At 49.7% G+C, this 25127-nt stretch carries 32 protein-coding genes and 1 pseudogene; 6 read left to right on the forward strand and 27 right to left on the reverse strand.

All coding sequences use genetic code 11. The features are described 5' to 3' along the window. The 4 genes from CWM61_RS21905 to CWM61_RS21920 all read right to left on the reverse strand — a co-directional run. The coding region (locus CWM61_RS21905; protein WP_100631929.1) for a phage tail protein I at nucleotides 1-151 on the reverse strand (151 nt) is incomplete at its 3' end. Between the two features lie 7 nt (nucleotides 152-158). Beyond that, nucleotides 159-1067 (reverse strand): baseplate assembly protein, encoded by a 909-nt coding sequence (locus CWM61_RS21910; RefSeq protein WP_061891789.1) that lies wholly within the window; start codon nucleotides 1065-1067, stop codon nucleotides 159-161. Nucleotides 1068-1071: 4 nt separating this feature from the next. Continuing rightward, nucleotides 1072-1419, reverse strand: coding sequence for a GPW/gp25 family protein (locus CWM61_RS21915; RefSeq protein ID WP_004175173.1), 348 nt, complete (start codon nucleotides 1417-1419; stop codon nucleotides 1072-1074). After that, nucleotides 1416-2009 carry a phage baseplate assembly protein V gene (locus tag CWM61_RS21920; protein WP_241780034.1) on the reverse strand — a complete coding sequence of 198 codons (594 nt, stop codon included), beginning with the start codon at nucleotides 2007-2009 and terminating at the stop codon, nucleotides 1416-1418. Before CWM61_RS21920 ends, CWM61_RS21915 begins: the two co-directional genes overlap by 4 nt. Nucleotides 2010-2425: 416 nt before the next feature. Here CWM61_RS21920 and CWM61_RS21925 point away from each other — a divergent pair, with 416 nt between their 5' ends. Further along, on the forward strand, nucleotides 2426-3589 hold the full coding sequence (locus CWM61_RS21925) for a RelA/SpoT domain-containing protein (RefSeq protein WP_061891787.1): 1164 nt from the start codon (nucleotides 2426-2428) through the stop codon (nucleotides 3587-3589). Nucleotides 3590-4146: 557 nt separating this feature from the next. On the opposite strand, the gene CWM61_RS21930 is transcribed toward CWM61_RS21925, so the two are convergent. The 11 genes from CWM61_RS21930 to CWM61_RS21980 form a co-directional block, all read right to left on the reverse strand. After that, nucleotides 4147-4596 (reverse strand): phage virion morphogenesis protein, encoded by a 450-nt coding sequence (locus CWM61_RS21930; protein ID WP_061891786.1) that lies wholly within the window; start codon nucleotides 4594-4596, stop codon nucleotides 4147-4149. After that, nucleotides 4589-5056 (reverse strand): phage tail protein, encoded by a 468-nt coding sequence (locus CWM61_RS21935; RefSeq protein ID WP_100631930.1) that lies wholly within the window; start codon nucleotides 5054-5056, stop codon nucleotides 4589-4591. The genes CWM61_RS21930 and CWM61_RS21935 overlap by 8 nt, the downstream gene beginning before the upstream one ends. Further along, nucleotides 5019-5270: an Rz1-like lysis system protein LysC gene (lysC, locus tag CWM61_RS29975; protein WP_227521396.1), complete on the reverse strand. Its 252-nt coding sequence runs from the start codon at nucleotides 5268-5270 to the stop codon at nucleotides 5019-5021. The genes CWM61_RS21935 and lysC overlap by 38 nt, the downstream gene beginning before the upstream one ends. Further along, nucleotides 5152-5583 (reverse strand): Rz-like lysis system protein LysB, encoded by a 432-nt coding sequence (gene lysB / locus CWM61_RS21945; RefSeq protein WP_061891784.1) that lies wholly within the window; start codon nucleotides 5581-5583, stop codon nucleotides 5152-5154. Before lysB ends, lysC begins: the two co-directional genes overlap by 119 nt. Continuing rightward, nucleotides 5580-6077, reverse strand: coding sequence for a glycoside hydrolase family 104 protein (locus CWM61_RS21950; protein ID WP_061891783.1), 498 nt, complete (start codon nucleotides 6075-6077; stop codon nucleotides 5580-5582). The genes lysB and CWM61_RS21950 overlap by 4 nt, the downstream gene beginning before the upstream one ends. After that, nucleotides 6064-6354: a phage holin family protein gene (locus CWM61_RS21955; RefSeq protein ID WP_004195910.1), complete on the reverse strand. Its 291-nt coding sequence runs from the start codon at nucleotides 6352-6354 to the stop codon at nucleotides 6064-6066. Before CWM61_RS21955 ends, CWM61_RS21950 begins: the two co-directional genes overlap by 14 nt. 4 nt (nucleotides 6355-6358) lie before the next feature. Further along, on the reverse strand, nucleotides 6359-6562 hold the full coding sequence (locus CWM61_RS21960) for a tail protein X (protein WP_061891782.1): 204 nt from the start codon (nucleotides 6560-6562) through the stop codon (nucleotides 6359-6361). Next, nucleotides 6562-7068 (reverse strand): head completion/stabilization protein, encoded by a 507-nt coding sequence (locus CWM61_RS21965; RefSeq protein WP_061891781.1) that lies wholly within the window; start codon nucleotides 7066-7068, stop codon nucleotides 6562-6564. Before CWM61_RS21965 ends, CWM61_RS21960 begins: the two co-directional genes overlap by 1 nt. A 95-nt stretch (nucleotides 7069-7163) precedes the next feature. Next, nucleotides 7164-7907, reverse strand: a complete 744-nt coding sequence (locus CWM61_RS21970) for a terminase endonuclease subunit (RefSeq protein WP_061891780.1) — start codon at nucleotides 7905-7907, stop codon at nucleotides 7164-7166. Nucleotides 7908-7910: 3 nt separating this feature from the next. After that, the gene (locus tag CWM61_RS21975; RefSeq protein ID WP_061891779.1) at nucleotides 7911-8969 is read right to left on the reverse strand and encodes a phage major capsid protein, P2 family; all 1059 of its coding nucleotides are present in this window, start codon (nucleotides 8967-8969) and stop codon (nucleotides 7911-7913) included. A gap of 73 nt (nucleotides 8970-9042) precedes the next feature. Next, on the reverse strand, nucleotides 9043-9897 hold the full coding sequence (locus CWM61_RS21980; RefSeq protein ID WP_061891778.1) for a GPO family capsid scaffolding protein: 855 nt from the start codon (nucleotides 9895-9897) through the stop codon (nucleotides 9043-9045). A 165-nt stretch (nucleotides 9898-10062) separates the two neighbouring features. Between CWM61_RS21980 and CWM61_RS21985 the strand changes: the two genes are divergently transcribed. After that, nucleotides 10063-11835, forward strand: coding sequence for a terminase ATPase subunit family protein (locus CWM61_RS21985; RefSeq protein WP_100631931.1), 1773 nt, complete (start codon nucleotides 10063-10065; stop codon nucleotides 11833-11835). Next, nucleotides 11832-12875, forward strand: coding sequence for a phage portal protein (locus CWM61_RS21990; protein ID WP_061891776.1), 1044 nt, complete (start codon nucleotides 11832-11834; stop codon nucleotides 12873-12875). The genes CWM61_RS21985 and CWM61_RS21990 overlap by 4 nt, the downstream gene beginning before the upstream one ends. A 352-nt stretch (nucleotides 12876-13227) precedes the next feature. Here CWM61_RS21990 and CWM61_RS22000 read toward each other — a convergent pair whose 3' ends face one another. The 10 genes and pseudogenes from CWM61_RS22000 to CWM61_RS22045 all read right to left on the reverse strand — a co-directional run bounded on the left by CWM61_RS22000 (nucleotide 13228) and on the right by CWM61_RS22045 (nucleotide 19637). Then, nucleotides 13228-14121 carry a hypothetical protein gene (locus tag CWM61_RS22000; protein ID WP_061891775.1) on the reverse strand — a complete coding sequence of 298 codons (894 nt, stop codon included), beginning with the start codon at nucleotides 14119-14121 and terminating at the stop codon, nucleotides 13228-13230. 104 nt (nucleotides 14122-14225) lie between these two features. Then, nucleotides 14226-14949, reverse strand: a pseudogene (locus tag CWM61_RS22005) (hypothetical protein). Between the two features lie 81 nt (nucleotides 14950-15030). After that, on the reverse strand, nucleotides 15031-15471 hold the full coding sequence (locus CWM61_RS22010) for a DinI-like family protein (RefSeq protein WP_009309685.1): 441 nt from the start codon (nucleotides 15469-15471) through the stop codon (nucleotides 15031-15033). Nucleotides 15472-15586: 115 nt separating this feature from the next. Beyond that, complete coding sequence (locus tag CWM61_RS22015) at nucleotides 15587-17713, reverse strand: replication endonuclease (RefSeq protein WP_073972714.1); 2127 nt, start codon at nucleotides 17711-17713, stop codon at nucleotides 15587-15589. 94 nt (nucleotides 17714-17807) lie between these two features. After that, on the reverse strand, nucleotides 17808-18029 hold the full coding sequence (locus CWM61_RS22020) for a TraR/DksA family transcriptional regulator (RefSeq protein WP_061891773.1): 222 nt from the start codon (nucleotides 18027-18029) through the stop codon (nucleotides 17808-17810). Then, nucleotides 18029-18256 (reverse strand): DUF2732 domain-containing protein, encoded by a 228-nt coding sequence (locus tag CWM61_RS22025; protein ID WP_032433641.1) that lies wholly within the window; start codon nucleotides 18254-18256, stop codon nucleotides 18029-18031. Before CWM61_RS22025 ends, CWM61_RS22020 begins: the two co-directional genes overlap by 1 nt. A 67-nt stretch (nucleotides 18257-18323) precedes the next feature. Then, nucleotides 18324-18662, reverse strand: a complete 339-nt coding sequence (locus tag CWM61_RS22030) for a DUF5347 domain-containing protein (RefSeq protein WP_015959029.1) — start codon at nucleotides 18660-18662, stop codon at nucleotides 18324-18326. Beyond that, on the reverse strand, nucleotides 18626-18826 hold the full coding sequence (locus CWM61_RS22035) for a phage filamentation protein Fil family protein (RefSeq protein ID WP_032433679.1): 201 nt from the start codon (nucleotides 18824-18826) through the stop codon (nucleotides 18626-18628). Before CWM61_RS22035 ends, CWM61_RS22030 begins: the two co-directional genes overlap by 37 nt. Nucleotides 18827-18833: 7 nt before the next feature. Continuing rightward, on the reverse strand, nucleotides 18834-19343 hold the full coding sequence (locus CWM61_RS22040; protein WP_047669828.1) for a phage regulatory CII family protein: 510 nt from the start codon (nucleotides 19341-19343) through the stop codon (nucleotides 18834-18836). Nucleotides 19344-19373: 30 nt separating this feature from the next. Further along, nucleotides 19374-19637 (reverse strand): hypothetical protein, encoded by a 264-nt coding sequence (locus tag CWM61_RS22045; RefSeq protein ID WP_001630878.1) that lies wholly within the window; start codon nucleotides 19635-19637, stop codon nucleotides 19374-19376. A gap of 129 nt (nucleotides 19638-19766) precedes the next feature. On the opposite strand from CWM61_RS22045, the gene CWM61_RS22050 reads away from it, so the two are divergent. Further along, nucleotides 19767-20342 carry a phage repressor protein CI gene (locus CWM61_RS22050; protein WP_015959031.1) on the forward strand — a complete coding sequence of 192 codons (576 nt, stop codon included), beginning with the start codon at nucleotides 19767-19769 and terminating at the stop codon, nucleotides 20340-20342. After that, a complete protein-coding gene (locus CWM61_RS22055) occupies nucleotides 20342-21343 on the forward strand; it encodes a tyrosine-type recombinase/integrase (protein WP_032440347.1) in 1002 nt (333 codons plus the stop codon). Before CWM61_RS22050 ends, CWM61_RS22055 begins: the two co-directional genes overlap by 1 nt. Before the next feature lie 2 nt (nucleotides 21344-21345). On the opposite strand, the gene CWM61_RS22060 is transcribed toward CWM61_RS22055, so the two are convergent. Together CWM61_RS22060 and CWM61_RS30225 are read right to left on the reverse strand one after the other, a co-directional pair. Continuing rightward, nucleotides 21346-22809 (reverse strand): hypothetical protein, encoded by a 1464-nt coding sequence (locus CWM61_RS22060; RefSeq protein WP_061891772.1) that lies wholly within the window; start codon nucleotides 22807-22809, stop codon nucleotides 21346-21348. A 586-nt stretch (nucleotides 22810-23395) separates the two neighbouring features. Continuing rightward, nucleotides 23396-23506 (reverse strand): phage head closure protein, encoded by a 111-nt coding sequence (locus tag CWM61_RS30225; protein WP_100631969.1) that lies wholly within the window; start codon nucleotides 23504-23506, stop codon nucleotides 23396-23398. 1058 nt (nucleotides 23507-24564) lie between these two features. Between CWM61_RS30225 and CWM61_RS22070 the strand changes: the two genes are divergently transcribed. After that, entirely contained in the window at nucleotides 24565-25122 is a 558-nt protein-coding gene (locus tag CWM61_RS22070; protein WP_100631932.1) for a fimbrial protein, read from the forward strand. Nucleotides 25123-25127: the final 5 nt, after the last annotated feature.

The following is a 25127-nucleotide window of genomic DNA, read 5'->3' on the forward strand; positions in this document are numbered from 1 at the left end:
GGTCGACGGAAAACGCCCACGCCAGATACGGCAGGAATTTCACCGGGCATTTCCACGGATCCCACAGGTCACGCAAGGGGACATTCAGGTCACTGATGACGGCACACGCGGCGGCAGCGCGCTGTTCCAGCTGTGATGACCCGGTCGCCATCAGTGAATTACTCATCCGAGCCCCCAATCACCACGCGGGTGTCGGTGCAGTACGCGGCCTGAGTTTTATCGAGCACCACATCCGCCCGTGGCTGAAGCAGCTCAACGCGCTGGACACCCTGCACATGCAGCGCGGCGTATATCGCTGACATCCGGATGTCACGACCGAGGCGACGCTGCTCAGTGATATAGGCGGTTAACTGCGTTCTGGCGGCGGCCAGAATGGGCTCAGTCGCCGGACCGGGGTACACGTACAGCACGGCGTCGACCGCATAAGGGATAATCTCAGCCGAGACGACTGTCAGGCGGTCACCGACCGGGCGTACCGTCTCATCATTCAGCGCCGTACTGACGGCCAGCAGCAAATCATTCGATGCCGTGCCGTCACCTTCCCGCGACAACACCGCGACAGTGACTTCTGCGGGGGCGGGACTGTTCGCCGAGGCATCCGCCACACGACCATCGGCGCTCATGGCGTGAAATTCATAGGCACCGGCTGGCCCGGCAACGCTCATGCCTTCAAAGGCCGCCGGGATGCGCTGACGTAAATCGCTGTCGGACTCCATGACTGCCGCCACCGGCGGGATTTGGGTGTCGTCTGCGGCGGTGATGACCAGGCGTTCAACGTTATTATTTGCCGCAAGCTGGTCGAGGTCGTTTTTGATGGCATAGGCCACCATGCCGGCCTGTGCCGCCTCGTTAATACGCTGGCGTAAAATCACCTCCCGGTAGGCATTCTCTTCCAGATATTTCACAAGTGGCTCTGACTCCAGCGTCAGTGCTCTGGCGACCGCCTCCTGCTCATCCTCCGGGTAGAGCGAAACCAGCGTGGCCTTGCGCGCTGCGAGGATGGTTTCAAAGTCCAGCGTTTCCACCACATCAGGCGCGGGGAGCTGGCTCAGGTCGATAACTGCCATAGATTCAACTCACAGGAATGGTTAAGGAAAGGCTCTCGCCGGTATCGGTGATTTGTCCGGTCACCTCGACGACCATCTGCCCGTTAAACTGCCGCGCCGTGGTGATACTGGTCAGCCTGACGCGCGGTTCCCACTTCAGGATCGCCATGTAGCACGCCGCCATAATTTGCAGCTCAAGCGCCGGGGTCTGAGGCTGGTCAATCATCTGCGACAACAGCGAGCCGTATTCACGACGCATGACTCGGGAGCCGACGGGCGTGCGCAGAATATCCCCGATGCTCTGGCTGATATGGTCCACGTCTGAAATGCGCTCGCCGGTCGCGCGGTTCATACCGAGATAACGGGCCGTCATTGGGTCCCCTCCGTCCATTCATCACCGCGCCTGATGCCGCCGTGGCCGTGTTTATCCACCTGAACACCGTTGGAAGTGAAAGCGCCGCCGCTGTGTTCGATATCGCCGGACATCCTGCCGCCTTGCTTCACCTCCAGCGTACCGGTCGTCAGTTTGTTAGTGCAGACCACCTCCGGCGTATCGAGGGTGACGCGGGTGGAGGCTTTAACCAGCACCACCGGCACGCTGACGGCAACCGAACCGGATGCGGTCACATCGGCGGTTTTAATGCCGGTGACGGTCAGCGCACCGGTTTCCGGCTCATAACTCATGACGGCACCGTCGGGAAACTCAACATGCCAGGCATCCGCCGAGGCCGACGGCGCAGGGTGGTCGTCGGAATAAATGCCGGGCAGCACAAAAGCGGTATCGAGTTCGCCGCCCACGGACAGAATCATCACCTGCTCGCCAACAGAGGGAGCCCACCAGGTGCGCGAACGCCCGGCACGGTGGGTCAGCCACTGAAGCCAGTCGGTATAAATGCCGCCGGTCTGCACGCGACAGCGCCCGGCTTCGAGGTCAGTTTCGACGACGATGCCGGTGCGGATCATGTTGCGTATCGCGCGGGCAAGTTCCTGGATAGATGCAAGAGTATTCATAGGGGAAAGGATGCCGCTGGGGTGTTACGACAGCAATCAGTGGGCGTTTTGCCCTGGCTGGCACAACGGTATCTGTATCAGCCCGGATTTGAGCTGGCATATCCATGGCACAGAATCAAACCTAATCTGACGGAAAGCTCTGTGCCAACAACAGACATTAGAAACATCTGTTATGGCATCTAGCACAGAGTAAAGTAGAGTAGTTCCTAGGTATTCGGTTTGACTTCATCACAAGCCATATAGCCGGAAAACTACTTAGAGAGCTATAATCGTAAAGACTTAAGGGTTAATATACATACTGTTTTAACTTTACCTCATTAAGTTGCTAAGATGTAACTTGAATAAAATATCACAGTGGATAAATACAAATGAAAAATGATCCAGTTAATATTATCAACCTCACACTAGAAGTGTTCCTAGATAATAACCACCTGACAAAAGAACAGTTCCATAAAGCCAATTTTCCGTGGGAAGAGTTGAAGGAAATTGGATTGGCGCATTACAACAACATACCTGCATTATCTGAAACCGCTGGGCTTATATCATCAATATTACAGCAAGGGGAAAATGTTCACTCTGTTCGCTGGAGAATTAAAGACCCTGAACACCTAATGAGTAAAATAATCAGAAAAAGAAATGAGAATGAGGTCAGTGAAAAGTATATTTCAATAACAAAAGATAACTATACAGATGTAATAACTGATTTAATTGGCATCAGAGTACTGCATCTTTTCAAAGAAGACTGGAAGACAATTCATGAATACCTTGATTCAAAATGGGAATTTCAAGAAGCACCGATAGTTTATATTCGCAACGGTGATACTCACGATGTAAATATAGCAGGTAGCATTGAGAAAGTACATCCAGCCGGGTATAGGTCTGTTCATTATATAATCTCCACTCGATTACTGAAAAATAATATTTACTCCGAAATTCAGGTTAGGACAATTTTTGAAGAAGCATGGAGTGAAATAGACCATCATGTAAGATATCCAAATTTTAAAAATAATGAAGTATTAAATTATTTTTTATTGATTTTTAATCGATTCGCAGGTGGTGCAGATGAAATGGGTACATTCGTTCTTTCTTTAAAAAATGAACTTAAAGCATCGATTGAACGAAGCATTAAAATATTCGAAATTGAAAAAGAAAAAGAAACATATCTTGCAAAAATTGATGAATTAGTTAGTAATCTTAAAGATGGCCAAAAAATCACTTCAGAAACAACAAAAGAATTAAAACAAGTGAAGCAAAAACTTGAGTTGTTTCAACGAAAGGTGAATTCTGTTTACAACAACCCAGCACTCCAATCATTAAATACGAGCAGTTTGGTAGGTAACATTAAAGATTTGTCATCCAGTTCTCATACAGCATTCGGTGATTTTAAAATCACCCCCTCCAGACATATAGTATCAAAAGAATTAATTGACTCCATTTTGAATAATGAAGACGCACTCAAAAAAATTGGCATCCAACCCAATAGTCTTAACATAAGCATTAATGAAAGGCAAAAAAAACCACCAAAAAAATAACAAATCACCAAGCAAAAAAAATCAGGCGGGGTGATTTATGGCGTCACCCGCCAATTTGATTTTCAATTAAATATTTATGAGTGGCCCACTTATATATATTTTCTCATAAGGCATACACACACCACCAATCATTTATTAGCATAAATCTAATTTATATGAACCTGCATTTCACCTCAAAAAAACAAGATTTTGCGTACATTTAATTTTAATTATACTATATTCCGATAATAAAACAACCTACAACCTTAATTCCGATAATAAAACAACCTACAACCTTACCATCAAAATAAAAAAACAATATAAACAGCAATTACATGACGCAACATCAACCACCTAATCACATGCCAGAACATTTATTTATGGTGAAGCAAAGAAAAAGCAAGGCATTCCAGTACCACGTATATGGCAGGAGTAACACGGAGAGGATCAAACTGCTTACCGGTGACCTTAATCAGTTAGTAAAATATAATATTCTCACATTGTTCACAGCAGATTTTCAGATTTCATGATGAGCTCCCAGTAAAAACTGTATCAGCTCAAATCTGAGCTGATACAGTTCAGTCTGCGAGGTAGTCGATAATGACGCACTCCACAAGCTGCCGGTCATCTTCGGTAAAGCTCAGGAGCTGGCGCTGTGGGTACTCGACAGCGGCGCTTTTGGGGGATGGCTTATCCTTGAGCCCGAGCTGATGCACGCGGGCGATGCGCTGTACTTTTCCGGTGAATTCCACCACCGCCGCGCTGTCGTTACCGCTCGCTTTCATATAGCGATTGGTGCGCAGCTTCGCAAACATCTCGCGCTTAATCCGGCCTTGCTTTGCCCTGACAGGCGGGCGCTTACGCGGAGCGTACGGCGAGCCGTCCGGCGCTTTCTGCGATTTAATACGCTGCTGTTGCCGCTGGCGCAGTTTCTTCGCAATATCGGCGGTCATCCGACGCCGCCCGGCAGGGGAAAGCGCCGCTATCAATCCGGCAAGCTTGTCCTCAAAGGGTTTGAAGTCATTCATCCCATTTACTCACCCGCTCGCCATTACTCCACATCTCAACAGGGCGTGTCACCGGCTCCGGCGGTGGCGGCTCCGGGATGTTCTCAACGTGCAGTGCGCCGTCGGCCTCTTTGACCAGGGTTCGCTCAGTCAGCAACAGGCTGATGCTGACATCGAGGCTACTGTCGTTATTAATGTCGACATACCAGATAAAGCCCTTTTTTCTTCCTTCATCGGTTGTCATGATGTCCGGCTGATTGACGCGCAGCCAGGCCATAATCGGCACAAACAGCAGGTCAATATCGTCGGTGAAATCCATCACCACGATGTTAAGCGTGTACCGCTTTTCATACGACAGGGAGCGTGCCAGCGTTGCCACATTATTCCCGCTATCGATAAAGACGCGCAGCATATCGGGGTTGCTACGCAGTACCGGCACCGCATCAGTTAAGGCTTTTCGCAGACTGTTGGGCTTTAGCATCGATTTCATCCTGGCATTGTTTCACCGTATCAACCTGAATGGCGCAGCTTTTCAGGGCGTTCTCGAGCTGGCGTATATCTTCACTCAGGTCGCCATTAGTCAGCGGGTCGCTGCCCGGTATCGTGCAGGGGCTGACCTTCGGGCAGGCGTTGTAAACAATCACCGGCGGCGGCATTGGTGCAGGCGGCGCGCTGGTGCAACCGGCGCACAACATCAGGTAAATCAGCGCGGTACCAGCGGCGAAACACGTCATTTTCATTGAGTAACCTCGTGATAGTTTGTTCACGGCGGAAAGCCAGCAGGTTAGCGGCGGTGAGCTTGTCCCGCATAGCAACCTGCGCCCGCTCTTTACGCTGCGACTGCTCTGCGGCCACGTTGAGCTGATTTTTCAGCATGGTGATTGTCGTTTTGTGTTCAACGGCGACCCGGTTCGCACGCTCAAATGAGGTGCGCAAATTGCTGTTATCGTGGCGCATCCACAGCAGACCCGCGCAGGCCAGCGCCAGCAGGAGAATGACGGGTTTCATGCAGATACCCCTCCGGCCCTTCGCCACACGGCGACCAGTTTGTCGAGGCTGTGCTCACGCTGACCATACCCGGCCCCCGGCAATGAGGCCCATATGTTGCGACAACGGGAAATGGCGCGCTCAATGCGCCCCTGCTGTAAGTCTTCCAGCGCGCCGCGCTCACGGATCAGCTGAATGGCGAGTCTGTCCTGTGATGCCGGGCTGAAATCCGGCAAAACGAGCTGCTTTTTGTAATGCGGCCAGAACAGGTAAAGCTGCTGGTAACGCCCGGATGCCGTGGATTTTTCCCCGCGACGACTGAAGACTTTCGCCGGGCGCCCACCGGCAAACGGATGATCGCGATAGTCGGTAAAAATCTCCGGCTTACCATCGATACCGGTGACAATGACGTCGTATCCGTTGTTTTTCGTCAGCGGGTGCGTCGCCGTACCCTCTGAAAACGCCAGCGTGTCGAGGAATGCCGCGACGTTGGGGTGTGTCTTAATGACCGCCATCGCTTTCCCCTTTTTTAATCCTGCGCTGGATCGCAATCTCCACCGCCTGATAACCGGCGATACCCAGCATGGAGCCAAATCCGCACACGGCGGCGGGCGGCAGGTCGGGAAACTGCACCAGGGCCACCCCGGCCACCATCGAGACAAAGCCGCCCAGCAACATGCGACCAATAAAAAGCCGGGCGGTGATGGGCTCGCCACCGGCCAGCACTTTACCGACGACAATCAGCACGCCGATAACAAAGAGGGACAGGACGCTTTTTTCACCTTCCGTCATGTGTTTACTCCCAGAGATTAATTGTTTCAGTTACGGGGGATGACCGGACGTCGGGCAATTCGACCACCGTACCATGTGGCAGCACAGCGCCGAGTTCGGCCAGCCCCGGATTGGCGGCCAGCACCGACTCGAAGACCCCCTCAGTACGCCCGTAATAGCTGGCGCAAATCATGTCGAGCGTGTCGCCCTGTTGCGCGATGGCCTGCATCAGATTTGGCTCACGATGCAGCGGGGGTTGTCCTGGACGCGTGATACGGCCCAGCGCATGTCCCGCCACAGCTCGTCGACCGTGGTGTCGATACTGTCGGCCTTTTTATCGCCTCTGGCGCTGGCATCCATGCCGCGATAACGCTCGTAGAGCGTGGCGGTTGCCATTGAGGTCACGGCGCGCAGGTAGTAGAAAACACGCACGCTCTCGCCGTCGAGCTCATCCGCCGGCACACTGGCCAGCTTGCTAAAACCCCCGGCAATCTGCTGCTCGCGCCACAGATACAGCTCGGCATTGGTTTCAGCGATACCGGTTTTGATGGCCTCACGCAGCCGGGCCGGGGCAACGGTCTGCTCAAGGCGCATCCCTTCACGCACGCGTTTCGGGTCGATGTCAGGAAAGAAAAACGTATTTTTAATCACCGGCTCATCGCTGGCAGGCGGCGGGATGACCACCACGCCACCCGGCTGCGGCTCATTGTTTTTGTTAATAATCAGCGTCGTCATGACTACCTCTGAATAGGTGGGCGGTGGACGCCGGTCTCAGGTCGGGTAACCCCCCTCATCGACCGGCGTGCCGCCCTGGCGCGGGGCGCATTCTGTTAACCGGCGGTCTTTTTTGGTCGGCCACGTTTAGCCGGTGCCGTGGTTTTCACGGCGCGCGGCGCGCTTACCGGGGCTTTAACGACCATTGCCGGTCTGGGCTTCAGCTCTCGCTCAAGCCGTTCAATGTCTTTTTTGACGCCTGCCTGACAGTCGAGCTGCATTGCGCGTTTAAGGTGGGCCAGCGCATCGGCGGGCTGTTTGTTATCCCGCAACACCTGTCCGGTGATTTTGTGCAGCTTTGCGCGCACCTCGTCCGGCATATCGGCAGCAGCGGTCAGCGCCAGCGTGTCGAGTAGCTGGCTGATGACGACCGGTTCACCGGCGGCATGGGCGCGCATGGCGGCGAGTGCCACCTCTTCGGTGAACATGTACTGCGGCGGGCGGCGGTGCCTGCCTGGCATGGTCAGACCGTACTTGAAGGCGTAGCGGGCGATGTCCATCGCGCCGCCGATATCGCCGACATCAAGACGCCACAGCATGACGGTCATCACGATGTCATCCTGCGCGCCTTTGCCCTGTTCCAGTACGCCACTGATCCACGGCAGATAGAACGGCAGCAGCTCGCGCTTTTTCCTGGCTTTCAGCTCTTTACCAAAGATGGCTTTTAACGTGCGTTGGTCTGCGGCCAGCTTAACCAGCATCTGCTCGTAGGCAGTGGCATGCCGCAGCGGGTTATTTTCCCGCTGCGCGGTTTCAATGGCCGAGACCCGCATCATGTGACGCTGTGCGGGGCTCGTCATCGGTTAGCCCTCCGGTTGCGCGGCAGAGAAATCGCCCAGCTTGATATTTTCAATGAAGCACCCGGCGGCGTAGGTTTCGACCACGTAATCGATGTTCATCGATTCGTAGTTTTCCACCTGGTCGAGTCTCGGGTTTTCGATGATGGAGCGGCGGTGACTTTCGTCCATGAAATAGATGGACAGGTTATCGAGACGCGTCACCATAATCGCGTTCGGCGGGAAATACGGCACACGCACGGCAGGCAGGTTGCCGATGCGTTTCTGGCTGATGATGATGTCAGCCGCGAGCGCTTCACTGTTGGGCTGGTCTTTGTTGACAATCGGGAAATATTTGTCGGCCAGCAGCTTACGCCCCACAATCGCCACGAGCTCCGAATCTTCCTGATAAATTTCGTCAATCAGGTTGTCGGTGGCATCCATGACCAGTGCATCAAGGCTGACGTAATCGCCGTTTTTACCCACACGGATCACAGAGGAAACCGCGTTCCCTTCCTCGTCGACAACTTTGCTCATCACACGGGTCGCCGCTTCATTGCGGTATTTCTGCGGCCAGCCCACGGCGACATCCTGCAGCATCGGATGGGCTTTGCGGTCAGAGGTTTCGGCACGCTCAACGCCGTTGAACCCGGCCATGATGAAATCAAGCGCCTGTCGCTGGATGATGGCATCGCGAATACGGCGCTGGAAGTCCTGGAAGCGCGCCCACAAATCCAGCTTTTTATATTTGAAATGGAAGTCAAAGTTGACCTGGTCGCATTCGTATTTTTTGGATTCCAGCGCAGCGAAGTCGGCAGTTTTACGCTCCAGGCCGCTGTTGGTGTCCGTGGTGCTGGCGATGGTGCCATTGACGCCGACGCCAATTTTTTCACCCTTCAGCTCATCCACCGGCACGATATTAATTTTCTGCAAAAAGGCCGAGGACATCTGCACGGTGTTCATCATGGTTTGCGTGACGGACGGCTCGACGGAGAATTTTTTACTCACGTCGTCCGGGTCGATGCCGTTCAGCTCAGCAACGCGGGACAGATAGCCATTGAATTTAAAACGGGTTTCCTGACGCATAGTCTTTCCTGTTGGGTTAAATCGGGTTGTCTGACCGGGCAAAGCTGTTGCCCGGCGATAAATTCATGACCGTTTAGCAGTCAGTCAGCAGCTCATCACCTCCGCCACCGCTGGAGAGCTTGCGGCGGGGCTGCGTGGTGCTTTCGGTGTTATCCAGCGTGTTTTTTAACTGGCTGAATGCCTGGCGGGTCTGGTCGGCTTGACTGGTGACGTCCTGTTTCAGTGTCGCAAAGGCATTTTCCAGTTCGGCAAGACGTTGCCCGGTAGCGGTGAGGTTTTCCTGCACATGCTCACTGACGGTCGTCACGGCTTCATGCACATCCTGAAAACGGGCGTCATCACTGGCCTGTTTGCGGCTGAAAATCGACTTCACCTTGTCGCTCAGGGCGGTGAAAACATTTTCCGGCAGGTCTTCGAATTCCAGCTCGGCGATGGTGGCAACAGAAATCAGGTTGCCCGGTGCGGCTTTGAAGCGGTTAAGGGGGTTAAATTTGGCACCCCGGCAAAATTCGAGGTATTCGGTGCCGAGGCTGGCCGGGTCATCGGTCACGGCGAGGCCGACCAGGTAGCATTTACCGCTATTGGCAAAATTCGGCTGGATTTCCATGGAGGTGTAAACCTTCTGCAATTTTTTATTCATTGCGATCAGGTCATCGGTCGGGGTGATTTTAGCGAACAGCGCCAGCTTGCCTTTCAGTACCGAGTCGTCGTCAATTTTTTCAGACTTCAGCTCAACCACATCGCCGTAACGGCTGAACGGACCCTCCGGCAGGATGCCTTTCAGGTGTTCGAGGTTAATGCGGCAACCGTAGACGCGGGGGTCAAAGGTCTCAGCCATTTCCTGAATATCCATCGCGCTGATAACGCGGCCGTCACAGGTATCGCCTTCGACGCCGATGCGAAACCATTTTGAAACTTTTTTTGCCATTGTCAGGAGTCCTGATGTCGGGTTAACGGGTCGGGGCTAGTTTCCCGACGTCGCCACTCTCCCGCCATCAGTCCCGGATGGCTTATCCCTCACACAACAGCACCTTAGCGATTCACATCCCCCGTTTCTTTAGCCTTGCCCTGTATCAATCACGGCGAGGCATCCATGACCATCACCACTGACACCACTTTGTTAAACGACCCGCGACGCCAGGCGGCCTTGCTGTACTGGCAGGGGTTCTCCGTGCCGCAGATTGCCGACATGTTGCAGACCAAACGCCCCACGGTGCAGAGCTGGAAACAGCGCGACCACTGGGAGGAAACGGCACCGCTGAACCGGGTCGAAAGCACCCTGGAGGCCCGGCTGATCCAGCTTTATGCGAAACCCAGCCTGACGCCCCATGATTTCAAGGTCGCCGATTTTCTGGCCCGGCAGATGGAGCGCTTCGCGCGGATTAACCGCTATGGCCAGACCGGAAACGAGGCTGACCTGAATCCCCGCGTGGCCAACCGTAACAAAGGTGAACGTAAAAAGCCGACAAAGAACTTTTTCAGCGACGAGGCTATCGAAAAACTGGAAGAGATTTTTTTCGCGGAGTCTTTCGAATATCAGCTCCGCTGGCACCGCGCCGGGCTTGAGCACCGTATTCGCGACATTCTGAAATCGCGCCAGATTGGGGCGACGTTCTACTTTTCCCGCGAGGCGCTGCTGCACGCGCTGAAAACCGGCCATAACCAGATTTTTCTGTCAGCAAGTAAAACGCAGGCGTATGTATTCCGTGAGTACATCATCCAGTTTGCCCGCCGGGTTGATGTGGAGCTGACCGGCGACCCGATCGTCATCGGCAACAACGGCGCAAAGCTGATTTTTCTCGGCACCAACTCCAACACCGCGCAAAGTCATAACGGCGACCTGTATGTCGATGAGATATTCTGGATCCCCAACTTCCAGAAACTGCGCAAAGTGTCGTCGGGCATGGCGTCACAAAGCCACCTGCGTAGCACCTACTTTTCAACACCCTCCACCCTGGCGCACGGCGCTTACCCGTTCTGGTCCGGGGAATTATTTAACCGTGGCCGCGCCCGCGTCAGTGAACGCGTCGACATCGATATCAGTCATGATGCCCTCGCCGCTGGCGTGGCGTGTCCCGATGGTCAGTGGCGGCAGATTGTCACCATTGAGGATGCGCTCGCCGGGGGCTGTACGCTGTTTAACCTTGAGCAACTCCGGCAGGAAAACAGCGTCGACGACTTCCGTAACCTGTTTATGTGCGAGTTCGTTGACGACAAGGCGTCGGTGTTCCCGTTCGAGGATTTGCAACGCTGCATGGTCGACAGTCTGGAAGAGTGGGAAGACTTTGCGCCGTTCGCCGACAACCCGTTCGGCTCCCGCCCGGTCTGGGTGGGATACGACCCTTCGCACAGCGGCGACAGCGCCGGATGTGTGGTGCTCGCGCCGCCGGTTGTCGCCGGGGGCAAGTTTCGCATTCTGGAGCGCCATCAGTGGAAAGGCATGGACTTCGCGACTCAGGCCGAATCCATCCGCCAGCTCACCGAAAAATACAACGTCGAGTACATCGGTATCGATGCGACCGGCCTCGGTATTGGCGTCTTCCAGCTGGTTCGCTCGTTTTATCCCGCCGCCCGCGATATCCGCTACACGCCGGAAATGAAAACCGCAATGGTGCTGAAAGCAAAAGACGTTATCCGCCGTGGCTGTCTCGAATATGACGTCAGCGCCACCGACATTACCACCTCGTTTATGGCTATCCGCAAGACCATGACCAGCAGCGGGCGCAGCGCCACATATGAGGCCAGCCGCACCGAGGAAGCCAGCCACGCGGATGTCGCCTGGGCGACCATGCACGCGCTGTTAAACGAACCGCTGACCGCTGGCAGCGGCCAGGCCACATCATCCATTCTGGAGTTCAACTTATGAGTAAATACAAAGGCCGCAAGCCACAGCCACAAAAGCGCCCGCGCAACATGAAAGACACCGCCCCCCAAAAAATGGAGGCGTTTACCTTTGGCGAGCCGAGCGCCGTGCTCGACCGCCGCGATATTCTGGATTACGTGGAATGCGTCAATAACGGCAAATGGTTCGAACCGCCGGTCAGCTTTAACGGGCTGGCGAAAAGCCTGCGTGCCGCCGTTCATCACAGCTCGCCGATTTACGTTAAGCGCAATATTCTGGCCTCAACGTTTATTCCGCACCCGCTTTTATCACAACAGGATTTCAGCCGCTTCGCGCTCGATTTCCTGGTGTTTGGCAACGCCTTTTTAGAGCAACGAAAGAGCGTGACCGGTCGCCCGCTGAAGCTGGAAACGTCACCGGCAAAATACACGCGGCGTGGTATTGAGGAGGATATCTACTGGTGGGTGCCGTCATTCGACCAGCCGCACCCGTTCGCGCCTGGCTCCGTGTTTCACCTGCTGGAGCCTGACATCAATCAGGAGCTGTACGGTATGCCGGAATATCTCAGTGCGCTCAATTCCGCCTGGCTGAACGAGGCAGCAACGCTGTTCCGTCGCAAGTATTACCAGAACGGCGCACATGCCGGTTACATCATGTATGTGACAGACGCCGCGCAAAGCGGTACCGATGTTGAGGCGCTGCGTGATGCGATGCGCAGCTCAAAAGGTCTTGGGAACTTCAAAAATCTGTTTTTCTACGCACCGCACGGAAAACCGGACGGCATTAAAATTGTGCCGCTCAGCGAGGTAGCCACGAAAGACGACTTTTTCAACATCAAAAAAGTCAGCGCCGCCGACCTGCTCGACGCGCACCGCATCCCGTTCCAGCTGATGGGCGGCAAGCCTGAAAACGTCGGCTCGCTCGGTGACATCGAGAAGGTGGCAAAGGTATTTGTGCGTAACGAGCTCATCCCGCTACAGGACCGAATGCGCGAGGTCAACGCGTGGGCCGATCAGGAGGTGATCCGGTTCAAAAGTTACACCCTCGACACCGAAAGTGACTGATTTCCGCCGCCTCCGGGCGGCTTTTTCTGACCCCCACGCCTGACCGCCTCAGAAACCTGCCACGGCCTCGAACGCCTCGGCATCACCCACCGACACCCTCGCGAACCTGCGCGGCACAGCGACGCGCTCAGGCTGCGAAAATAAATGCGCAAAAGTACGCTGGCGCGCAGTGCTTTCCCCTCCTCGCCTGCCCGCTTCGTGGGGCGGTTTTATTGCAGTTGCCTGACCATTCGGGATCCGCGCCAACTCTGGCGGCGCACGGTCAGAACGGGCTATCTCGGCGCATGCAAAACCATGCACCAGATGCATGCATGGCTGAAAGTCTTATAGGGTAGCTAATTTTTATAAAAAACTATTGCTGCAATACCACCACTTTCCCCAAATCAACATTAAACTCAACATCCCCAGCATCTATGTTTTCATTCGTCACATGAGCATCAAAAAGCTCCTCCGTTTTATATCCCGCATGAAAAACTGGGCTAATGATAGATACTTTATTAAATGGCTCCTTATCATGAATAATATAATACCGACCGTAAACATATACAGTTTCATCGGAATTAATGCTAAGTGTTGTTTTTGCTTCAACCCCATCCATTAAAGAAAAGTCAATATTGTTCAACAAACAAATTAAAATGCCCGCCATCTTCATTCTGTTGATATCAAGTGGAGTTAAGTCCACATTGGGTATTTCTCTTTTTAGCAAATCCTTTAACTCATCAAACAAAACATCATATTCAATTGAGTCAGAACAATTTAATAGTGACAAGGCTTCTTGAATCATCCGCCTTTCATTTGCGCCAATATCTTGCGTTAGCTTACAGATATCGCCTTTTATTTCGTAAGATTTTTTATTGTTAAGCTTCTTTCGCGCAGTATTAATCTGCCCGCCTTTCAATCCTAATTTTTTTTTGAAATAATCATCATTAAACATTCTCAATTGCAGCTTAATTAATAATGGTAAGAACTTCGGATATTCATTCAACTCAGGTTTTACATCATGTTTATCCCGACCAAACCCCAAGCTTAATAACAAGTGATTTCTCAGCATCATATCATTTATTAAACCTTGATCCCTCTGATGGTTATGAGCAACAAAACTTCCAATTTCAAAAATATTTTTGGTCGCAGTCGGTAACTCACGAGCCGTCACAAAAAGCACATCTATATCACTGTCAGTAAAGGTTCCATCCTTTAACTTCCTCAATATTCTTTCTATTCTTGAGATTGCCTTACTTTTATTCATAGAATTTCATTTGCTCCAGTTATTATTAAATCAGAATGGATGCTAAAACAGAGGGGGTCCTTACAACTCACTTTGCAAGTTGTCCAACCCTGCCAGCACTGAAATCAATTTTCAGTACCGGCAGCGTTTGTCATTGTATTGGTTAATTGCGAAACGACCTCGCTTGTTCCCACATTGACGCGCGCCACTACAGTCCGTTTAACCACCCCATCATAAGCATTATTGCCTCGAAACGTTGTTTTTACAACAGCATGCGGGTCTTTATTCAAAAACAGATAGTAGACCGTTGAAATATGTTCATAAGAGGAATAATCATCGAGCCATCCCAACCTCTAAAACTACCCTGAAATGCATCAATATTGATTTTATTATTCAGAGATTGAGGATCCTTGTCGAAATCGTTGAAACACCATCCCAACACATCACCGAGCTTTACCGCATCATCTTTAGTAAAAGTGTACTCATTCATACAGGCATAAAAGGTATCAGCCACGCTGAACGGTACACCTTTGAAGCCGACATATTCTTCAACGATAAAGTGCCGAGTTTCTTTTTGCTCGTTGCGATATTCTTTGAGGGTTTTATCTGCATACTCAAACGTTGGTGTAGCCGGTTCCACTTTAACCGCCGGTACGTCATTTTTTGCTACTAGATGACTTTTTCAGTCGGCCATAAGATTGAACCGATAATGCCCAACGCCAGACATCCTCCAAGATAAACCGCAATGGATCGCTTACGGTTCGGCATCCGAATCAGCGACGGCTTGATTAAACCCAAGATGAAAGAAATAAAGAGTGCCAAAGATATAAATACTATTACGGTATCCATGATTTTCTTTATGTGTAATCCCCATACAAAACAACCCCATGCTATCAAACACGGGGCCGATGGTTGTACATTTTTCAGGAACTAACGCCAGCTCTCATCTTCCCATACTTCCTGAAGGATACCGTCCAACGCTTCACGGTCTGATTCCTGATCGAACCCAACCAGCTCTACGCCTGTCATTGCCCCTTTTGTTACCGTCACTCTCGTTGATGGGAAAATTGACTGTACGCGTCGAGTTAACTCGCACTGAAAAGCATCGACAACTTGCTGCCCAATTTTTGCGTCTTTATCCAACGTGATGTTAACCCTCACTTCTCCCCCTTTTTTTAATCGTTTTTCTACAGGGGCGGGAGTAAAAACAACAGAAAAATAATTGTTTTTCATCAAGTTACCTCTTGCTATCTCCGCGATTAAATTTAAAGCAATTTCACGATCCCTTTCCTGACACACACCCTCTGTTGTCAGACGCGCAATCATCTCGACCCGTTCAATCATGACTTGCTCGTTTAAATCTCTATCCACACAACCTCCAATACGGGATACTGTATAAATATACAGTATCATGTATCGATAAAAAGATGAAAGAAAAAAGTTACACACAAAGATAACGTATGTGCATGATATGGATATGAATTAGTTACAGTCTCAACTTAGTAACTGACGCTAACCCCGCGACTCGATTTAGGATTTGTCTGGCCTGCGCCCCGTGTGATGGTGCTGCTGGAAAAATTTCACCGGTTGCTGAACCACGGCACCACTTGCCATTTATGCAGCTTTTGCCACCGGACATCAGGTGCAGCGCCTCACCCCGGCTAATGGTTTCGCCGGTCGCTATCTGAATCTCGTCTATTGTTCTGTCAATGGTTGCGCTTTGTTTATCCGTTCCGTGGATAAACTCCTGCCTGGTCACCCTTCTTTTGTCCCTGAGTCTGGCCGTTAGCTTCCGCCTTTCACTTCGACTCAACGGTTTGGATAAATCCAGCTCCGGTGGATCGCTTTCGCTTCCCGTACAGTTATTGACAGAACTCCGAGAGGGCGCAGGAGCGCCCTTAACGTCAACGGCCAAATCAACGGCACGCTTCGGCACAATTTTCCACTGCGTTAGCCGGGTTAAAATCGGGGTGTCAGCGCCGACGGCGGAATCGTACACGCCGCGAATGCAGATAGTTTCCTCACCATACTGGTTAAACTCGGCGCGAGGCTCATACAGCGTGCGCACCTGCAAATCGTCACGACGGACAAACGGGCCACCCTGCGCATTAACGTAACCAGCCCAGTCACCGACGTCAGCGGCATCATGAACGGCGGCAAACTCAACGCTTAAACCGTGCGCGGTCTCGGTATCAGCGAGACGACGCAACTCACGGTAGACCGTCACCGGCGCACCACCAATAAACTGAAACTGACGGATGTGCCAGCGCGCCGCCCATGCTGAAACGGCGGGGGCTGTCTCTTTCAGCAGCTCACCGCTTTCGTCATCGGTTTCACCATCGAGAGCATAACCGTCGATATTTTTCGAAATGTATTTAGCAACATAGCCGGTAGCGCTGCCCTTTTCTGGGTCAATGGCCTCGGCATGAAAGCGCGCTTTTTTGGCTTTATCACTTCTCAGTTCGTGGCGGTCTTCCTCCCATGCATAATCACGGATGATAAGGCGCACGCGCTCGACGTCCTCCGGCAACATGAACATAAGCATGTGCCAGTGCGGCGTTCCGTCGTGATGAGGTTCGGCAACACGGATGCCGAAAATGCGTATTTCTTCCCGATGCAGCTTGGCGCGTATGCGCGCCCAAAGGCCAGTTAGATAGCTCTGCGTGTCCGATGGGCTGGCACCATTCCATTTGCTGTTACGGTATCCCGCTTTAGTCGTGGCGTGATATTTAGACGGTGCAGTCAGGGTGTAAAACTCCCCGACATAACCGAGTTCATTGCAGATATTTTCAAACCCACGGATGCGGGTCATCAGTTCGCAGCGGCGTATCGCAGGATTAGCGACCGAACCGTCGTATTTTTCAATCAGGCTGATGCGGTTGCCGTCTTCGTCTTCGAGATCCAGTCCCTTGAGAAACTCACGCGTTCGGCGCTTCTGTTCGCGCCAGTCTGTTACGCAGTTTTTACTCGCGTAGGCGTGCTTTTTCTTGCTGACGTTGCCGACTGCAATTTGTAGGTGTTCGCGCCATGCCGACGCGACACGACGCAGACGATTACGCCACCATGACTCAGTGAACATACGGATTATTGCAGGGGCGATATCATCTTTGTTGAAGTATTTATTTGCTACGCGCTCCCAATGGGGAGGGGTGACATTGAATTGCAGAGAAATAAAACCAGCGTGCATGTACCAGGTGTATAGAGTTTTGAGCTCACCAAAACCTGAATCATCAATATTTGCCAGCTCAGAACGAATGAAATTAGCGATGTCACATGCCAGCAAGTCAACATCGGCGCGCGACAAATCAGGGAGGCGGTTATATCTGGCGACAAGATTAACCATGCGAGATGCCAGATATTGCATGAGTCGGGTGTCAAAATGTCCACCGAAAACGGCGGTTGATACATTAGTGTTGATACCCGCGCTCTCATATTTTTTTGCGACCAGCTCAAGACGCGGCAATGCCTTTTTGCAGAAACTGATTAAAAAAGCATTGGCTCGTTGACTGCTCTGATTTTGCTCCAGCACCGCCGCAGTGCGATAAACGTCAAAACGTACGCACTCTGGCTGGAGAGAAAGTACCTTTTTTGCATGCAGCAAAGCCGCGAACATACGGTCGCGGCGATACTGTTGGTCATAGGTAAGATATGGGCTGGCTATTGCCGACCGTGGAACATTCCACGGATAAGCGAATTGAACCGCCAAGTCATACCCCCCGAAAATGTTTAGATTTCAATTCGGTGACCTCCTGACAGGTCACGCAAAAGGCCACACCCGGAATCGCAATGCGGCGAGCTTCCGGGATTGGTTCGTCACATTCTTCGCAGAGAAAACGGGAAGGTGAGGCGATACGGCTACGCGCGTTGCTGATGTGGCGTTCGTGGTCTTCCTGCTCGCGCAGTTGTGCTAAATCCATTGCGTCGGCCATTAGTGCAGCTCCTGTGATTCATTCTCAAAGCGAGTGGCTTCACGGCGCAGCAGTTCGGCGGCTTCGGTACAGCTCATCCCCTCTTTGATGATATGTATCGCCAGTGCCTCAAGACGGATTGAAACAGCGAGCGCGCGGTCTTTACGCTCTTCTTTTTTGGCATCAGTCAGCAATATGGCCAGCGCATCGCTATCTGTATTAAAACTACGGGTTACGGTATTACGCATAATTTATTCTCCTGATTTCGGGCAATAAGAAGCCCGGCGGATTTACGCCATTAAATTTCTGTTTGGATTAATTCGGCATTGTTAGCCGTTTTGGAAATAAGCTCACCACTGCGCGAAAATGATTCATCGCTGTAATAAGCGCTTTTTTCTCGTCAGTAGTCAGCTCACTTAATTGGAGCTCATGACGAGCCGCAGGGATTTTTGCCAGAAAGAAAATAGCGGCCAGCGCCCGATTATTTTCTTCAAATTGTGGGTCACGTTTATCACGCATATCATCGACAAAACGTTCAACCTCTTTCCAGCTATCGCCCCAATATCTTGCGCGCAATTCAGCCACATGATTGAGACCGGCCAGACGTTCACCCGCTTTTAGCGGAACAGTCGCGGAAACAGCTTCGATAGCCATGATTCCCCCTGCTTTTGAGTAGAGAGACCAGCCAGTAAATCAGCCTGTGAGTTGCTCGGGTGCCAGCGCTTGCCGTCCTTACCTGCGATCCAGCCGTGGCCGTAGTGCATGCCGGGACTTTGCTTTTTAAGCAGAGACGCGAATGACGGTTCATTATTCAACATAAGCACCTCACATCAGACCGAATGAGGCACCGAGGCCGCTCATGGTGTCTACAACGCTTGTCATTGCCGGGTTAGCCTGAATCCGCGCATGCAGCGCCAGAGCCGACAATGACAACATGCGAATGCCAGCATTTACGCTTTCAATCATGTTGTGCTTACGTGCAGAGGTCAGGCGCTCATTAGAGACCGCACCGCTTGCCAGCTCGCCGAGTTCACTCATTGCTCGCATGACATAAGACTGCAATTTGTCTTTAGCCAGCTCATTTACCGGCACGCACGGTAGACAGTGAATCTGCGCAAGAAAGCCATCTACGAGGGTTGAGTCTTCTGTCAGGTCAGTCAGCAGCCACAATTCAGGCGGCGTGAACTGGTGAGGCTGTTCCGGGTTGAGCTTGTTGCGTAACGTCTGAACATTCATACCCGCACGCTCGGCCAGCTTCGCCATGTTGTGACGTTGCGCAAAAGCCCGGCATGCTTCGTCATAGTGGGGATGTTTGGAAACCTGAAAATCAAACATGTTGCATCCTTACAATTCACATAAAGTGAATTAAGCGCCGATGACGAGTTGAAAACGGGAATGACCCAACGCCTTACGCAACTGCTCTTCTTTCCAGCGTGCGTAATAAATGCGAATCGGGCCACCTGCTTTCTTGCAGCCTTTACGGATGGTGCGTGGTTCGATTGGTACACAAGGGTTATCGCCGGTTGTCCAGCGGTAGGCGGTGCGTTCAGAAACACCCTCAAGCTCTGCGAATTGTTGCAAAGTAACGATTGGTGCGGGAACTTTGATGATTGCGATTTCAGAAGCCATGTTGCATGATTCCCCTTTTACTAAAGATTGCAATTAATAGCCATCTGTTTGCCAACGTTCGCCATTAATTGCCTAGGTTTAGGCTTAACATAACTCCCAAAGTGGAGTTTGTAAATAGGTTAAAGCTATATGAGAATTGAAGGTCTTGGTTTAAACAATGAAGAAGTGCTGGACAGGATTTGCGAGGCTTACGGATTTTCTCAGAAAATTCAATTAGCTAGACACTTCGAAATTGCATCAAGCTCTCTTGCTAACAGGTACAGTCGCGATTCCATTTCTTATGACTTTATTGTGCATTGCGCCCTAGAAACTGGCGCAAATCTCGCTTGGCTACTCACCGGCAAAGGGTCACCTACAACCGGCAATATGAATACCGATACCCAAAATGTGGAGAAATTCACATTAAGTGAAGAGTCTCTGGTTAGTGATGGCGATTTGAGTATTGCTGGCAAGTTCTTTAGCAAGCCGCTTACGAATCCAATTGCCGTCTACGCTGACGGAAAACTCCATTTCATCGAGCGAGACGCATCCCTATCAGATGGAGAATGGCTCGTCGATATTGAAGGTGCTATTAGCATTCGAGAATTAACAAAATTGCCAGGCAGAAGACTACATGTAGCAGGGGGCAAGGTTCCCTTCGAATGTGGATTTGATGACATTAAAGCATTAGGTCGCGTGATGGGTGTATACAGCGAGGTTAACTAATGACCGTGCGTAAAAATCCAACTGGCGGTTGGATTTGTGAGCTCTACCCAAACGGTGCAAAAGGCAAACGCATCAGAAAGAAATTCGCTACTAAAGGCGAGGCTCTGGCGTTTGAACAGTACACCGTTCAAAACCCGTGGCAGGAAGAAAAGGAAGACAGGCGCACGTTAAAAGAGCTGGTTGACTCATGGTATAGCGCTCATGGCATCACACTGAAAGATGGCTTGAAACGTCAGTTAGCCATGCACCATGCTTTTGAGTGTATGGGCGAGCCACTCGCACGCGATTTCGATGCACAGATGTTTTCCCGCTACCGAGAAAAACGGTTGAAAGGTGAGCATGCCCGTTCAAACAGAGTGAAAGAGGTATCGCCTCGCACGCTTAATCTTGAGCTGGCCTACTTCCGGGCAGTGTTCAATGAGCTAAACCGCCTCGGAGAATGGAAAGGTGAAAACCCACTGAAAAATATGCGCCCATTCCGCATTGAAGAAATGGAAATGGCCTGGCTAACTCACGACCAAATTTCGCAACTACTTGGAGAGTGTAAACGGCACGACCACCCTGATTTAGAAACAGTGGTAAGAATTTGTCTCGCCACTGGCGCACGGTGGTCAGAGGCCGAGAGTCTGAGAAAAAGCCAACTCGCGAAATACAAAATCACATACACCAACACGAAAGGCAGAAAAAACCGCACCGTCCCAATCAGCAAAGAACTCTATGAGTCTCTGCCTGATGATAAAAAAGGCCGGTTGTTTAGTGATTGTTATGGCGCATTCCGCTCAGCTCTGGAAAGAACAGGCATCGAACTACCGGCAGGGCAGCTTACCCACGTTTTGCGCCACACCTTCGCCAGTCACTTTATGATGAATGGTGGTAATATTTTAGTTTTACAACGCGTTTTGGGGCATACCGATATCAAAATGACAATGCGGTATGCACATTTTGCTCCAGACCACTTAGAAGACGCTGTTAAGCTTAATCCATTAAATACATTTAGTTAGGCTTATTTATTATTCATTTCTCGTAGATCTTGCTCCCAATGGGTATCGTTGGACTCAACAATACCCTCTCTTTCCAAAAGCATCATTCTCTTCAAAAGATACTTTTTGCTAACACCTCTTGTATAATACCTAACAGTTTCGGCAAAATCCCAATTGTTATCTGAAAATAGCCTTGGTTGGAACGAGTGGCAATATATAATCTCAATATCCTTACCCTCGCAATCAAAATTAGCTAACATATTAGTAATTTTTTTATCACGAAGCACCTCGACATGAGGGCCATGTAATGTTTCATATCCAATATGGATAACTGTTTTACCATCACTTGGGGCTTGCTTTACAGCTTTCACAAGTAACCCCTTAACATCTTTAGCTTTTTTGGAAATCGATTCATCTGCTATACATTCCCATTTAGCACAGAAAGGTCTCCTTATCTCATCGGCAAAAACATTAATTGTACTATATTCATCTTCGCTATAAGTGCAAAGTTTAGCCTGTAATGCCATCGTATAACTACCATGGGGTTCATAGTTATCATCTAAAAGATAGTTAAGTTGTGGCGAAGGATACTTTACTATCCATTTGGCAAAGTGTTCATTTACTCGGTCCATATCAATTAAATTTGCAACTACTGATATCTCATCATTTTCACAAGATACAACACCGCATTGCATCAAATCTCCTGAGGCGTATAATTGCCTAACAATATTCAAAAAAATATCAGGATTGGTGCTATTGACCTCACATTTGAACTTTACATTAAAAAAAACAGGATATGGGTAAGAAATTATGTAAGGTAGAGCTTTATGCCATCTTTTAACCCATTCCATACGTTCATTTTCTGAATATTGAGTTACCTTTGCAAGCCTTTTACATTCTACATATAGTTTATCATTTCCTTTCTTCACCAGAAGGTCTGGTGTTTTACCTGCACCTGACTCAGGTATAAACTCTACTTCCCAACCATTTTTTATATAACAGGCAGCAACTACTAATTCAAATAAGACAGAGTCTGGTTGATTCTCAGGTTTAATAAGTAAATCTTTAAGTTTATTTTCAATACCTTTTGTACGCTTTAACTCTTCGCTAAATTCTCCGATGGTGGCAAAGAACGGCAAAATTCTAGAGGATTGTGCAGGTTCATCAACTGTTGGGCGATCGGCAAGTGATTCTGCAAGGTACAAATACCAAGCGATCCAATCATCATAAAAGGCCATACGCGAATCTTTTTCATGTAAAGAAACATCTGTTTGACTGCTATATAACCTTTCAGTGAGGGTACGAAAATACCGCAGAACATTATCTCTTCGCTCAAACCATTTTTCTTCCCCCATAACCTCAACAAACCATCGATATGTTTTCTTTACATCTTTCACTAGTGGATCGTCATATCTCGCATTAAAATGCTTCCAAAATTCAGCGTACTCATCTTCAGTAACATTTTTATCATGGCTATTTTCGTTCACTTTATGTCCTCGGGTGGAAAAAAAAGATATGTCCAATTTACTATTTTTTAACCCATATGTATGTAACTGCATTCACAAACATAGCGCATTTTAGTGGCGATAAAGTGGCGGTAGAAATGGCTGATAATGGGTAATCATTGGCAAATGATGGCAATCTATGTCAATGATAAATAACGCAAACCATTGATTTTCGGTTGTTCAGGTAGGAACTCATAATCGCTTGGTCGTTGGTTCAAACCCAACAGGGGCCACCAAAAATCAAGGGTCTGCGAGCAATCGCAGGCCCTTTGTCTTTTCCAGGATAACAACACGATATCGCGCAGAAGTATGATCAGATAAACCACTGCAGCCTCTGCATGGCCATAGTCAAAACAACAACCACTCGCATAGTCTTTATTTCAGAAATAATTTTATCGCTCAGCCTCCCCGGATCCTTAATACTCTTATCTCTCTTCACGGCCAGGTCTGCCAGCTCTTTTGCGCTTTTCGGGGACCAGCCCTAATTGAACTGAGCAATACGATATGCATCAGGCAGAACCGCTTTCATTTCGAATGATGGGTGCAGGTATTCCTTTTTCTGTATAGGTCAGTCTGTTATGGGTGTGACGCTTTTGCGATAGCGAATCCAGATTCTGATTGTCATTTCTGACTGTTCAGCCAGGGCGGCAACAAGCCCCTGCCTGCTAACGCTGTCTATCTCTCCTCAAACGGTGACAACATTGCGCCACTCACCGTGACGTCAGTGACAGAAACTGAATCAACCGGACAACATGGTAGCCAGGATACTTTACCTCCGGCAGTTGATACTATAACGGTCGGTCATACTGCGGGTCGAAAACAGACAGTAGCAGGCCAATCAGATAACCCTTATGAAGTAACCAAAAATAGAGGAGCTAATCTGGTAACTGCCTTTTCAAAATAATACATGTTAATAAATAAGAATTTTCCCCTTTAAGGGGTCGGCAACATTCTCATTTATCAAAATGTCGTTTTGGAAAATAAATGAGTTTTAACATTTTTAATACATATAATTCACCACAAGCACCACAACCAACCAATAACACCATAAAAAAATGCCCGAACAATTAAAAACACAAGACTAATAAATTAAAACAAAATAAAAAACCAGAATAATGCAAACCTCAAGTGATTAATAAACACACCAGCATATCTCCCTCCCTGATAAAACACCCTGCGTCACAAATCATAACAACATAATTTTAAATAATATTTTTTAACACCCTCTCAATGTGTTACTAAATTGTGTTTACTAAGATTTGAGAACGAGCCCACATCAATAGGAAACGAAAATCAATACATCAATTTTGATTGCTTTAAACTATTGTAAATGGGCATCTATATACGTTAAAAATTAAACATGCAGCTGAACCCTGGCTGTATAAAAATAAAAAACAGCCAATAGATAGGTGCCAAAATCTCATGTTTACCATGGAGGCATAATTTACAAACATGTAATTTTATCTATTTGGCCCCCATCAACCACCAGAAAATTTAAAACGGAGCGATAACACACAGAGTCATACCAATCTAAAATGTGCCACCAGGGATTTCATACAAATACTGAAATAATTGCAAGAGCATCGTTGTCATTCATTAACAAGCACTTCCAATTGCTAATGAAAAATGATGCTATCGACGTTCTATGCTAATAAAACATGAGTTATTTATTAAAAATAACCTCGATAGCATTGTTATGTTTCTGATTATACCAATACAAATAAAGGAATTAAAATTATGCGTAACTCTAAACACACTCTTTCAGCGCTGATGCTGATCCTCTCTTCTGCAGCAGCAACTTCAGCAATTGCAGCTGACGGCACCATCACTATTAACGGCAAGATTACCGACACAACGTGTACTATTTCCGTTAATGGCGGAACGAATAGTGCAACCATAACCTTACCAACGGTTTCAGCTTCTACGCTGGCCGCTGCGGGCGCAACTGCCGGTGCAACGCCGTTCAATATCTCTTTGGGCGGCTGCTCCGGTACCGCTCTTGCTACGGCCAGCACCTATTTTGAACCAGGCGCCTATGTTGATAGCCAGAGCGGCCGTCTGAATATTGATTCTGGTGTAGCGGATGCGGCAAGCAATGTACAGGTTCAGCTGCTGAACTCTGCGCGTAACCCGATCGTCGCCGGCGCTTCCGTGGCCAATGGTCAAAACGATGTTCCGGTTGATATTTCTGGCGGTAGCGGCACCTTAAACTACTTCGCTCAGTACTACGCAACCGGCGCAGCAAATGCCGGTACCGTGACGACCCAGGTCGATTACACCATGGTTTACGAGTAACAAAT

Source organism: Klebsiella sp. K-Nf6, assembly GCF_002806655.1.
Classification (GTDB): domain Bacteria; phylum Pseudomonadota; class Gammaproteobacteria; order Enterobacterales; family Enterobacteriaceae; genus Klebsiella; species Klebsiella variicola.